Origin of the sequence: Paraburkholderia flava, from assembly GCF_004359985.1 — a bacterium.
GTDB classification, from domain to species: domain Bacteria; phylum Pseudomonadota; class Gammaproteobacteria; order Burkholderiales; family Burkholderiaceae; genus Paraburkholderia; species Paraburkholderia flava.
In genome coordinates this window covers 1,796,913-1,809,212 of the sequence record NZ_SMRO01000001.1, presented here as the reverse complement: position 1 = coordinate 1,809,212, position 12,300 = coordinate 1,796,913, and the positions used below count along the sequence as shown (strand labels likewise).

Sequence of the window (12,300 nt, the reverse complement as noted above, 5' to 3'; positions counted from 1 at the left end):
CAGTCGCCGCAATCGGCACAATCGGCACAATCCTACTTCCGGCTCAAGCCCGCCCGATACTGCTGCGGCGTCGTCCCAGTCCAACGTTTGAACGCGTGCTGAAAAGTGCTTTGCTCCGTGTACCCGAGCATGAACGCGATCTCCGCAAGCGAGTGCTGCGACAACGCGAGATAAGACTCCGCACGTTCACGACGCACGTCGTCCAGGATATCGCGGAACACATACGCACACGCGGACAGACGCCGGTGAAGCGTGCGCGACGAAATTCCCATCCGCTGTGCGACGTCGGCCGCGCCGACGCGGCCCATCGTCAGACCCTGGGTCAGCATGATCTTGAGCGCGTGCATGAACTCCGGCTCATCGGCCAGTTGCCTCATCTGCGCTTCCGCCTGCGCGCCGATGACACGAGCCATCTCCGCACTCGCCATAATCACGGGCGACTCGAGATACTCCGCGGCAAACGTCAGCCTGGTCTGTGCCGCACCGAAGTTCACCTTGCCGCCGAAGAAGCGCTGATACGCACCGGCCTCGCGCGGTGTCGCGAACTGGAAATCGACGTCCATCGGCGCAGTCTCCCGACCGATCAATAGGCGGCCCATGCGCGCCCGCGTCGTCATGATCAACTGCGCGAACGCAGGCGGTGGCGTCGACTCACCCGACCAGTCGAGCGGCATTTCAACACGATCGCCATGCCGCACCATCAACGGCCGGCCAATGCCATGCACCAGCCGCACATAGCGGTCGTATTGCGCGAGCGCTTCCATCAAGCTGGCGCAGGACATCACCACATACCCCACGACACCGAGATGTCGCGGCGCGATGAGAGCACCCGCGTGGAAGCCCAGGTCGGGATCGCCGGTAGCGGCCACGGCCCGTTCCAGAATGCCGAAGTACTCCCCCGCCGTCAGCCGTGACGACACCTCCACGGATTCGACTCCGGCGACCCATGCCGAGCCGAAAAGCGCCTCCGGAGAATGGCCGCGGGAGCGCAGGTAATCCAGCAGCAGGCCGACGTAGTGTCCTGCCACTGTGCCGGCCTGTTTCTGATCGATCACGTCCATAACGCTCCCTGCCTTCCATCGCTTCTTGTGGCGCGATTTCACAATGGCGCGGCAAACGCTGTCAAGACACGCGACGCCTGCTAGAGGGAATCTTCGTAGCGGATCGACCCGCTGACCGACGCTCCTTCAGCCACGCAGCGGTGTTCGACACATGAGACTTAAACGAAAAATATAGGAGATGGGACATGCGTCAATATTCGTTCTGCTTACCCCGCCTGCGCAATCTGCTGTCGATCGCCGCTCTCGCTAACGCACTGGTTGCCGTTCCCGCCTTCGCCGGAACCTATCCGGTGGCGCCCAATATCGTCGCCGGCGTGGTCGACGCGCTTCCCGATCCGGCAGCCGCGCCCGCCGGTGCCAACCTGGAGTCGTGCAGCCTCAAGCAGCATCCCTATCCGGTGATCCTGGTGAACGGCACGTTCTCCGTGATGAAAGACGATTTCGGCGCCCTGGCACCGTCGCTGGCCAACGCCGGCTACTGCGTGTACACCTTCAATTACGGCGGCGCTCCCAACGCGCTGATTCAGGCGACGGGTTCAGCGGTCTCGTCCGCGTCGCAGCTCGCCGGCTACGTGCAGCAGGTGCTGGGGAAGACCGGCGCGACCAGGGTCGATCTGGTCGGGCACTCGCAGGGCGGGATGCTGACCGAATACTATGCGAAGGTACTTGGCGGTGCGTCGTACATCCATAGCCTCGTCGCGCTGTCGCCGACCACCCACGGCACGACGCTCGACGGCCTGGCCCTGCTGGCTTCCGTCTTCCCCGGTGCCAATCTGCTGGTCGGCACGGCCTGCCCGGCCTGTCGCGACCAGGAAAGCGGCTCGCCGATGATCCAGCAGCTCGTAAGCGGCCCGATCGCCCAGCCGGGTGTTGCCTACACGATCATCGAGACCAAAAACGAATTCGTCGTTACGCCGGTGGGCTCGTCGTTCATCAACGAACCGGGCGTGACCAACCAGTACGTGCAATCCTACTGCCCGCTCGACGCGGTCGACCACGCGGACCTCTCCTACGACAACGTCGCAATCCAGCTGGTCAAGAATGCGCTCAGTCCGACGACCGCAAAGGCACCGAATTGCACTATCGCGTTCCCTTGGCCTGCGCAGTAAAAAAATTCGAACCGTTTGACCAGGGCGTGGATTTCGCAAGCGAGGGGGCGTAGAGCGGGCATCGCCGCATCGTAGACCGCTCGCCTCTGACATCGAATGCAACGCATGAAATCGCGGCGCGCCGCCATGGCGCGCCGAAGTATTTTTAATCAGGCTTACTATGAATAAACCATGGCTGGATTCCTATCCGGACGGCGTGCCGGAACGAATCGATCCAGCGCAATATCCGTCTTTGTCGCATTTGCTCAGCGAGTCTTTCCGGATGTTCGCGAACCGCAACGCGTACGTCTGCATGGGTAAAACCATGACGTACGCGGAACTCGATGCGCATTCGCGCGGCATGGGTGCGTGGCTGCAGAGCAAGGGATTGCTGAAAGGCGCGCGCGTCGCGGTGATGATGCCGAACGTGCTTCAGTACCCGGTGACCGTCGCAGCCATTCTGCGGGCGGGGTTTGTCGTCGTGAACGTCAACCCGTTGTACACGCCGCGCGAGCTGGAGCATCAGCTCAAGGATTCGGGCGCGGAAGCCATCGTCATTCTGGAAAACTTTGCGACGACGCTGCAGCAGGTAATCGGGCGTACGCGGATCCGGCACGTCGTGGTCGCGGCGATCGGCGATCTGCTGGGAACGGTGAAGGGGGCGCTGACCAACTTCGTCGTCAGAAAGCGCAAGAAGCTGGTGCCGCCTTATCGCTTGCCGGGTTCCGTGCAGTTCCGGCAGGTGCTGCGTGAAGGGGCTCGACTACCGTTCAAGTCGGTCGTGCTTGGCCATCGCGATCTCGCGTTCCTGCAGTACACGGGAGGCACGACGGGTGTGTCCAAAGGCGCAATGCTGAGTCACCGCAATATCATCGCGAACATTCTGCAGAACGATGCGTGGAGTCGTCCGGCGCTGGATCGGGAGCCGAAGATCGAATCGCTGGTGACCGTATGTGCGCTGCCGCTGTATCACATCCTCGCGCTCAGTGCGTGCATGCTGATGGGCGCGCGCTGGGGTGCGATGAACATCCTGATTCCGAATCCTCGCGATATTCCGGGTTTCGTGCGGGAACTGTCGAAGCATCGCATCCACTTCTTTCCCGGCGTCAACACGTTGTTCAATGCGCTGTTGAACGACGAGAATTTTTCGCGCGTCGATTTCTCCGGACTGCGGATCGCGCTAGGCGGCGGTATGGCCGTGCAGCGAGCCGTCAGCGAAAAATGGATGGAGGCCACCGGCTGCCCGATCCTCGAAGGTTACGGCCTCTCCGAAACGTCTCCCACTGCAACCCTGAACCCGGCCACGCTCGACGCGTTCACCGGGACGATCGGTCTGCCGGTTTCATCGACCGACATCGCGATTCTGGACGACGCCGGCCAGCCTCTACCGATTGGCGAGCGCGGCGAGATCGCCATTCGCGGGCCGCAGGTGATGGTGGGCTACTGGAATCGCGCCGAAGAAACCTCGCGCGTGATGACCGATGACGGCTTCTTCAAATCCGGCGATATCGGCGTGATGGACGAACGCGGCTTCGTCAGGATCGTGGACCGGAAGAAGGACATGATCCTGGTCTCCGGCTTCAACGTGTACCCGAGCGAAATCGAAGCTGTGGTGTCTTCCCATCCGGACGTTCTGGAATGCGCATGCATCGGCATTCCCGATGAACACTCCGGGGAGGCAGTCAAGCTCTTCGTCGTCCGAAGAAACCATTCGCTCGGCGTCGAGCAACTGATGGAGTACTGCCGTCAGCAACTGACCGCATACAAGAGACCGCGCCACATCGAATTTCGTGAGGCATTACCCAAGTCGAACGTGGGCAAGATCCTGCGCCGCGAATTGCGCGACGAGAAAACGCCAACCCGTATTCGGGATGCGCTCAATCACTAAACAGCGCAAGGCAAAGGGGTAGAGAGCGATCGCTGTCGCCCCTTCAATTGATTCTGCATCACTGAGCCACGCTCAATCCAGAAGACAAGTTCTACTGGGTCCGTCCACGTCGAATTACCGACGCCACCATCGTAAAACCGTCACGATTGTCGCCATAGAATCAGTCGGGATGCACAGCATCTTTTCAAGATAGCTAGAAGGTCGCGCTGTGGCAGAAAGATGGCGGGTTTGAGTCGTACGACATTGACACGGCAGATCTAAAACTTAGGTGTCGCACAACACCCAGATGTTTGAGCGATCGCTTCTCACGCTTGAATCTCCGCTTGATCCGCATTTCAGCTTTCGCGAAATTGGCCGCGACACGATGCATGCATTTCCAAGATAACAAACAGAGTCCTTGATTGGCGATGACAGGGAGGAGTATGGCAATAAAAAACTCATCACGAACGGGAACGTCCGCGCATCGCAGACGACATCCGCGACTTCTACGCGCGCACGTTGCGTGCATGCTCGCCGCGCTACTGTGCGGCTCGCTCAGCGCGTGTGGCGGCGACTCGCAAACCGCAGCGGTCGGCAGCTCGTCTTCTGCCGCGGCATCGCAGGCGAACGGCAATGCCGCATCCCCCGCATCGAGCGGCACAACGGCCAACGCTTCAACGTCGACCACGCCGGTCTACCACTGCGCGTCGGCTTGTTCGTAACGCCAACGAAGTCTCACTGTCCGACGTGCCGTATGTGCGCGCAACGCACACACGCACGCGCGCGTCGACGACATCGTGAGCCCGGATTGCGATTCGCGCTAAAGAGAAATCATGCTAAAAAAAACCTCGTCCCGACGTCAGTTCATGCTCGATGCCCTGAAGCTCGCAGGCGCATCGGCCACCGCAACCCTGTTGCCCGAGAGCATTCTCAGGGCCCAGTCGATCCCCGCCGCCGGTCCCACCGGCACGCTCCAGGATGTGCAGCACATCGTGATCCTGATGCAGGAGAACCGCTCGTTCGATCACTACCTCGGTAACGTACCCGGCGTGCGCGGTTTCGGCGATCCGCGTCCCGTCGTTTTGCCGAGCGGCTATCCCGCGTGGTATCAGTCGAACGTGTTGCCGTTCAGGCCGACGTCGTCGGCGCCGACGAACGCCGATGTCTACTACGCAGACCTCGCACACGACTGGACGTCGACACACAGCGCATGGAACAAAGGCTGGTACGACAGCTGGGTGAGCGCGAAAGGCTCATCGACGATGGCGTATTTCACGAGCCAGGACATCCCGTACTACTACGCGCTCGCGCAGACCTTCACGGTCTGCGACAACTACCACTGCTCGATGCTCGGGCCGACGGACCCGAACCGCATCTATCTGTGGACCGGTAGCTGCGGCAACGTCGCGGGCTCGTCGCCTCACGTCGACAACAGCACGTCGGGCTATAACTGGAAGACGCTGCCGGAGCGGCTGAACAAAGCCGGTATTACGTGGAAGGTCTATCAGGACAAGGGCCAGGGGCTCGACGCGAAGAGCGGTGTCGGCGAGTATCCGACCGGAGGGTCGACCGATCTGTGGTGGAACGGCAATTACGGCGACAACCCGTTGCTGAATTTCACGCAGTATCAGAATCTCGGCGCAAACGATCCGCTGTCCCCTGCGTTCAACGGCACGCAGATCGATCCCACGGGACAAGGCAAGGAGTACGACGTCGGCCTCTTCACGCAACTGCAGAACGACGTGACCAACAACACGCTGCCGCAGGTCTCGTGGATCGTCGCGCCGTACGCGTATTGCGAGCACCCGTCATGGGCGCCGAGCGGCGGCGAGTGGTACGTCAATAACGTGCTGAACGCGCTGACGTCGAATCCCGCCGTCTGGGCACGCACCGTGTTCCTCATCACCTACGACGAGAACGACGGCCTGTTCGATCACATGCCACCGCCGGTGCCGCCTACGTCGACGAACGGTAAATCCAACGTCAGCACAGCCTCGGAGTTTTACAGCAGCAGCGGTGCGGCATCGGATGGTTCGCTGTCGGGCGATGCGCCGTACGGGCTCGGGCCGCGGGTTCCGATGATCGTCGTGTCGCCGTGGTCGAAGGGCGGCAAGGTCAATTCGGAAGTGTTCGATCACACGTCGGTGATCCGTTTCATCGAATCGCGCTTCAGCACGACAGCGGCGCCGCTGCTGGAGACGAACATCACCGCATGGCGTCGCGCGGTTTGCGGCGACATGACGTCGGCGTTCGATTTCACCGCATCGGATTCGTCCGCACCGTCGATCGCGGCAGCAGCCAGCAACATGAATCCGAGTGGGCCCGTGGTCGGTGCGTTCCCGCCCAGCACGCAGACGATGCCGACACAGCCGGTCAACCAGCGTGTCGCGTGCAGGCTGCCGTATGAGTTCTTTGTCGCCGGTCAGGCCAACCGGAGCACGCAAAAATTATCGCTGACGTTCACCAACACCGGACAGGCCGGCGTGAGCCTGCAGGTCAGATCGGGCAATTCGGCGAATACGCCGTCGCACTACACGATCGCAGCGTCGGCAAACCGGTGTGCGAGCCTGCAGGACACGTTCGCGATGAATTCCGACGGCAGCTACGATTTCTCCGTCTCCGGACCGAACGGCTTCCTGCAGGAATTTCGCGGCAGTATCGGCTCGGCGGGAACGACGGGCGCTCATGCGGAGATCAACGCGTGCTACGACGTGCAGAACGGCAACGTTCGTCTCACGCTCGATAACACCACGGGCACTCAACCGGCCACGTTCCAGCTGACCGACAACGCGTACGGAAAAAATCCGTTCACGGCGGTCACGGTCGCGGCGGGCACGTCTACCAACGTAACGTGGCTTGGCAACGCGGGCTGGTACGACGCGAGCATCCGCGTGGCGGACGACGTGAATTTCTTCCGGCGCATCGCAGGCTGCGTGCAACAGCAAACCGGCACGCTCTATACGGACCCGGCGATCGGCAACACGACCCAGTTCGTTCCGTTGCTCGCAATCCAGGGCTCGACCTACGCGACGCTGCGTTTCGATTACGTCGCGCCGCCGTGGCTGCATAGCCCGAAGAACTGGGTCGGCGTCTACAAGAAGGGCGTCAAGCCGAGCGGCTCGCCTGCGTCGCTCGCCTGGGCCTATGCACCAGAGAGCGCCGGATCGGTGACGCTGACGAGCCGAAGCGGCAACACCGCGTTGCCGTCCGGTCAGTACGACGTGTGGTATCTGTTTGATGACGGCTACAAGGGACTCGTCGGTCCGATCTCGTTGAGCCTCTAGCGCGCAACGACATGCGTTAACGCAAGCGGCCCTCTCGACGAGGGCCGCTTCGCATCAACGCATCAACACATCAACGCGCGAACGTATCGCCGAGCACGACACCCTCGCGACGCGGATCGGTCCCGCCCTGCAGCACCACCGACTGCCCCAGCTGCACCCGCATCACCGTGTTGACGCCGCTCGACTGCGCCGACGTCGACACCGTATGACCGAGCGCGGTCAGTCCGACGATCAACGGATCGTGCGTGCCGTTGTCCGTGATGTTGACGTTCGGATGCTCGCCGCCGATCGTCGTCGTCGGGCTGTTGCTCGCGCCGAAGTCGACCAGCCCCGCCGATTGCTGCGCGTCGAGCCCCCAGTCCAGCGAACCGACCAGCGTCTTCACGACGTACTGCGGAATCGTGCCGCCGCCCGGCGAGCCGGTCGCCATCACGAAGTCGCCCTTGGAGCCGTCGGCGGCCTGCGCGAACACGAGCGTCGGCGCCATCGAACTACGCGGACGCTTGCCCGGTGCGAGTCGATTGGCGACAGGATTGCCGTCGCTGCCGATCGGGTTCGCGGAGAAGTCCGTCAGCTGATTGTTCAGCAGGAAGCCGTTGGTCATGTGGAACGAACCCATGCTCGACTCGACGGTCGTCGTCGCGCTCAGCACGTTGCCCTCGCCATCGACGATCGTGAACTGGTTCGTCCCGTGCTCGATCAGCGTGTGGTCGACACCGAGCGGGACCGCGCCGAGGTTGCCGGGCTGCGCGGTGCCCATGCTCTTCGCGGGATCGATCAGCGCGGCGCGCGTCTTCATGTACGGCTTGTTGAGCATCGTGTCCCACGTGCCGCCAGGCAGCGGCACGAAGTCGGTATCCGCGACGTACTTGTCGCGGTCCGCGTACGCGAGCCGTTCGGCTTCGGTGATCAGATGCACGCCCGCGACGGTCGGCTTGCCGCCTTCGAGATCGATCGCCGTCGGCTTCAACGACTTCAGATCGAAGTTCTCGAGGATGCCCAACGCGGACGCGACCGCAATCCCACCCGACGACGGCGGCGGCATCCCGCACACCCAGTACGTCCGATACGTCGTGCAGACCGGATCGCGTCGCTTCGCCTGATACGCAGCGAGATCCGCAACGGTGGTCTTGCCCGGCGTGATCGGCGAACCGTCGGCACCTTGCGTGACCGCGATCTTCGCGACGATGTCCTGCGCAATCTGTCCGGTGTACAGCGCGTTCGCGCCGTTCTGCGCCATCAACGTCAGCGTGTGCGCGTACGCGGGATTCTTCAGCACCGTGCCGAGCGCCTTCGGCGAGCCGTCCGCGTTGAAGAAGTACGCGACCGCTTCGGGATCGCGCTTCAGGCTCGTCGCGTTCGACGAAATCGCGGCTGCCAGACGCCCGCCGATCGGGAAGCCGTTCGTCGCGAGATTGATCGCGTCGCCGAACAGGTCTTTCCATTGCAGCTTGCCGTGGTCCTGCTGCAGCTTCTCGATCAGCCGCGGCACGCCGATCGTGCCGATCGAGCGGCCGCTCGCGCGCGCGCTGGGCACCGGCGTCGAGTGATCGGTCGTGTCGTCGACATAGCGCAGATAGTTTTCGGTCGATGCCGCGGGAGCCGTTTCGCGTCCGTCGTAGGCGTCGACGGTCTTCTTGCTTGCGTCGTAGTAGAGCAGCACGCCGCCGGAGCCGAGGCCCGTCGCCTCGGGCACGGTCAGCCCGAGCACGGCCTGCACGGCGACGGCCGCGTCGGCGGCGGTGCCGCCTTTTTTCAGCACCGCGCAACCGGCCGCGCTCGCGTACGCATTCGACGTCGCGACCATGTAGGTTTTCGCGTAGACGGGCTTGAGGCCGGTGCGGTAGCCGGATGCCGCTTCGGGCAGCGACGGGTCGCCCGGCTGGCTCGAACCGACCACGACGGTCGAGCCGCTGCTGTCGATCGCCTGGCAGCTGACGTCGGGCGTGGTCACGGGGCCGGCGTCGTTCTTGATGTCGTCGCCGCTGCAGGCAGCCATCAGTGTCGCCGCGAGCAGAGCGGACACGTACGGCGTTATCGTTGGTTTGTTCATCGGTTGAGAGTGGTTGTCGGGTTGGCGTGAGGAAAGACGCGTCGGGCTATGGTTTCCCGAATTATTGCAATTGGCAATCGGAAAATTTTCGTATTGCCTACATGACGCGGGCGTGATGGCCACGACCCAAGTCCCGCTTATCGCGATTGACGCACCCTTCAGGTTCTCTCAACCCCTATCCCCATGCCGGGAAACTACGCTCTGGATCCCCGGCGGGATGACGTCGATCTGGCTCTGCGCGTGGGCTTCTGAAGCGCGGCCAGCGCCGCATTCAGCGTATCAAGCCAGCCGCTTTCGTAGCCGATCCCTGCCCTCAACACGACAAGCTGCAGCGCCGCTTCGCGGTCGTCCGGCTCGACGGGGAAGTCACGCTTTTCAATCTCCCGGTACTGCGCGAGCTTTTCGGTATGCGCCGCGATGCGACGCCGAATTTCCTTGTCCAGCCCGGTGGGCCCGACAACAGCTTCTGCTCGCAGCCGAACCATAAACTCATGGCGAAACGGCGTGTGCTCCTCTTCCATGCGAATCCATCGCTTCAGTTCGTCGCGCCCCGCCTGCAGGATTCTGTACGCGCGCTTCCTGCCGCGCGTCGACTCCTCAGGTAACGACTCGATCAACGCCGACTCTTCCAGTCGAGCCAGCTCGCGATAAATCTGCTGGTGTGTAGCGTTCCAGAAATAACCAATCGACTTGTCGAAGCGAGCCGCGAGTTCCGAGCCGGAACAGGACCGTTCGACGAGTGTCGTAAGCAACGCATGAGGGAGCGACATCTGACGGGAATGGAGAATTGGGCTGACGGTAAAGGATGTCCTCTAAAACTATACATTTCATTTGATCGTTTGTGAAACTGGTTGCATTATCGGATCCCATCTATGCAACCAGTTTCATAAAGATCATGGAATGCTTCCCCAACCTGCTGCGCCCGCTTGACCTGGGTTTCACCACCTTGCGTAATCGTGTCCTGATGGGCTCCATGCACGTCGGCCTGGAAGAGGCACCGAACGGCTTCGAGCGTATGGCGGCTTTTTACGCCGAACGGGCACGCGGAGAAGTCGGCTTGATCGTGACGGGCGGCATCGCGCCGAACGAACGCGCACGTCCGATGCACGGCGGCGCGATGCTGACAACGGAAGACGAAGCCGCGAAGCACCGGCTGGTCACCGGGGCGGTCCACGCGGAGGGCGGAAAGATCGCCATGCAGATCCTGCACTTCGGCCGCTACTCCTATCAACCGCAACTGGTGGCCCCTAGCGCGCTGCAGGCGCCCATCAATCCGTTCAGGCCTCACGCACTGGACGACGACGAGGTAGAGGAAACGATCGGGGACTTCGTTCGCTGCGCCGCACTGGCGCAGCACGCGGGCTATGACGGCGTGGAAATCATGGGTTCGGAGGGCTATCTCATCAACGAATTCATCGCCGCGCGAACCAACCATCGCGCGGATCGATGGGGCGGCAGCTACGAGAACCGCATCCGTTTTCCGCTGGAGATCGTACGCAGGGTACGCGAACGCGTCGGCACCAACTTCATCATCATTTACCGCCTCTCGATGCTCGATCTGGTCGAGGGCGGCTCGACGCTGGAGGAAGTGATCCAGCTTGCCCAGGCCATCGAACACGCCGGGGCCACCATCATCAATACGGGAATCGGCTGGCATGAGGCGCGCATTCCCACGATTGCCACCAAAGTGCCGCGCGGCGCCTATACGTGGGTCACGCAACAGCTGATGGGGAAGGTCTCCGTTCCGCTGGTTGCCACGAACCGCATCAACACACCCGAACTCGCCGAGCAGTTGCTGGCCGACGGTGCCTGCGACATGGTGTCGATGGCGCGTCCCTTCCTGGCCGACGCCGCATTCGTGCGCAAGGCACGCGAGGGCCGCGCCGACGAGATCAACACCTGCATCGGCTGCAATCAGGCTTGCCTCGACCACACGTTCGCCGGCAAGGTGACGTCGTGTCTCGTCAATCCACGAGCGTGTCACGAAACCGAGATCGTCATTCGACCTGCCAGCCAACGAAAGCGCATCGCCGTCGTGGGTGCAGGGCCGGCCGGACTCTCATGCGCGGTAACGGCTGCCGGGCGTGGCCACGCCGTCACGCTGTTCGAGGCAGCGACCGAAATCGGCGGACAGTTCAACATTGCCAAAAAGGTGCCGGGGAAGGAGGAGTTCCACGAAACGCTGCGTTACTTTCGTCGCCAGATCGAACTGACCGGTGTCGAGCTACGCCTCAATACGCGCGCGACAGCAGATCTCCTGACGCAACGGGACTTCGATGAGGTGGTGATTGCAACAGGAGTGGAACCGCGCCGTCCGTCGATCGACGGTGCGGATCATCCCAAAGTGCTGGGCTATCTCGACGTGTTGCGCGACGGCAGTCATGTGGGACGTACCGTCGCGATTGTCGGTGCGGGAGGGATCGGCTTCGACGTGGCCGAATATCTGGTGCACAACGGAGAAAGCGCCAGCCTCGACACCGGGAAGTTCTTCGCCGAGTGGGGCGTGGATACGACCTACGCCGCGCGCGGCGGACTCACCCGGCCCTGTGCGGAACCGCCTGCGCGCTCGGTACATCTGCTGCAACGCAAGACCTCGAAGGTCGGTGACGGTCTTGGCAAGACCACCGGCTGGATTCACCGAACGGCCCTGAAGGCGCGGGGCGTGAACATGGTTTCGTCGGTGGACTATCGGCGCATCGACGATGACGGACTGCATGTGACCGTCGATGGAGAATCCCGAACGCTCGCCGTGGATAACGTGGTGATCTGCGCGGGGCAGGAACCGCTGCGAGAACTTGCCGATCAGTTGCAGGCTGCCGGCCATAGCGTGCATCTGATCGGCGGCGCCGCCGAGGCGACCGAGCTGGATGCCAAACGAGCCATTCGTCAGGGCACCACGCTCGCTGCCGTACTTTAACCACCCCTTTGCACTGAGAACGGAGTTCCC

Annotated in this window: 7 protein-coding genes; 4 read left to right on the top strand and 3 right to left on the bottom strand. The window is 62.4% G+C overall.

Annotated features, from left to right (window positions below; translation table 11 throughout):
• Window positions 1-32: 32 nt before the first annotated feature.
• On the bottom strand, window positions 33-1,061 hold the full coding sequence (locus tag E1748_RS08045) for an AraC family transcriptional regulator (protein ID WP_133646567.1): 1,029 nt from the start codon (window positions 1,059-1,061) through the stop codon (window positions 33-35).
• Window positions 1,062-1,246: 185 nt separating this feature from the next.
• Here E1748_RS08045 and E1748_RS08040 point away from each other — a divergent pair, with 185 nt between their 5' ends.
• The 3 genes from E1748_RS08040 to E1748_RS08030 all read left to right on the top strand — a co-directional run bounded on the left by E1748_RS08040 (window position 1,247) and on the right by E1748_RS08030 (window position 7,300).
• On the top strand, window positions 1,247-2,170 hold the full coding sequence (locus E1748_RS08040; protein ID WP_133646566.1) for an esterase/lipase family protein: 924 nt from the start codon (window positions 1,247-1,249) through the stop codon (window positions 2,168-2,170).
• 160 nt (window positions 2,171-2,330) lie between these two features.
• On the top strand, window positions 2,331-4,037 hold the full coding sequence (locus tag E1748_RS08035) for a long-chain-fatty-acid--CoA ligase (RefSeq protein ID WP_133646565.1): 1,707 nt from the start codon (window positions 2,331-2,333) through the stop codon (window positions 4,035-4,037).
• A gap of 812 nt (window positions 4,038-4,849) precedes the next feature.
• A complete protein-coding gene (locus E1748_RS08030) occupies window positions 4,850-7,300 on the top strand; it encodes a phosphocholine-specific phospholipase C (protein WP_133646564.1) in 2,451 nt (816 codons plus the stop codon).
• Window positions 7,301-7,370: 70 nt separating this feature from the next.
• Here the strand turns inward: E1748_RS08030 and E1748_RS08025 are convergent, their stop codons facing one another.
• Both E1748_RS08025 and E1748_RS08020 read right to left on the bottom strand, forming a co-directional pair.
• Complete coding sequence (locus tag E1748_RS08025) at window positions 7,371-9,353, bottom strand: gamma-glutamyltransferase family protein (RefSeq protein ID WP_133646563.1); 1,983 nt, start codon at window positions 9,351-9,353, stop codon at window positions 7,371-7,373.
• A 194-nt stretch (window positions 9,354-9,547) separates the two neighbouring features.
• Window positions 9,548-10,123 (bottom strand): PadR family transcriptional regulator, encoded by a 576-nt coding sequence (locus E1748_RS08020; protein ID WP_133646562.1) that lies wholly within the window; start codon window positions 10,121-10,123, stop codon window positions 9,548-9,550.
• 125 nt (window positions 10,124-10,248) lie between these two features.
• On the opposite strand from E1748_RS08020, the gene E1748_RS08015 reads away from it, so the two are divergent.
• Window positions 10,249-12,270, top strand: a complete 2,022-nt coding sequence (locus E1748_RS08015; RefSeq protein ID WP_133647295.1) for an NADPH-dependent 2,4-dienoyl-CoA reductase — start codon at window positions 10,249-10,251, stop codon at window positions 12,268-12,270.
• Window positions 12,271-12,300 lie beyond the last annotated feature (30 nt).

What these genes read in the sequence shown, in the direction of transcription:
- E1748_RS08045 (WP_133646567.1), bottom strand. Translation starts at nt 1,061, where the DNA reads ATGGACGTGATCGATCAGAAACAGGCCGGCACAGTGGCAGGACACTAC.
- E1748_RS08040 (WP_133646566.1), top strand. Translation starts at nt 1,247, where the DNA reads ATGCGTCAATATTCGTTCTGCTTACCCCGCCTGCGCAATCTGCTGTCG.
- E1748_RS08035 (WP_133646565.1), top strand. Translation starts at nt 2,331, where the DNA reads ATGAATAAACCATGGCTGGATTCCTATCCGGACGGCGTGCCGGAACGA.
- E1748_RS08030 (WP_133646564.1), top strand. Translation starts at nt 4,850, where the DNA reads ATGCTAAAAAAAACCTCGTCCCGACGTCAGTTCATGCTCGATGCCCTG.
- E1748_RS08025 (WP_133646563.1), bottom strand. Translation starts at nt 9,353, where the DNA reads ATGAACAAACCAACGATAACGCCGTACGTGTCCGCTCTGCTCGCGGCG.
- E1748_RS08020 (WP_133646562.1), bottom strand. Translation starts at nt 10,123, where the DNA reads ATGTCGCTCCCTCATGCGTTGCTTACGACACTCGTCGAACGGTCCTGT.
- E1748_RS08015 (WP_133647295.1), top strand. Translation starts at nt 10,249, where the DNA reads ATGGAATGCTTCCCCAACCTGCTGCGCCCGCTTGACCTGGGTTTCACC.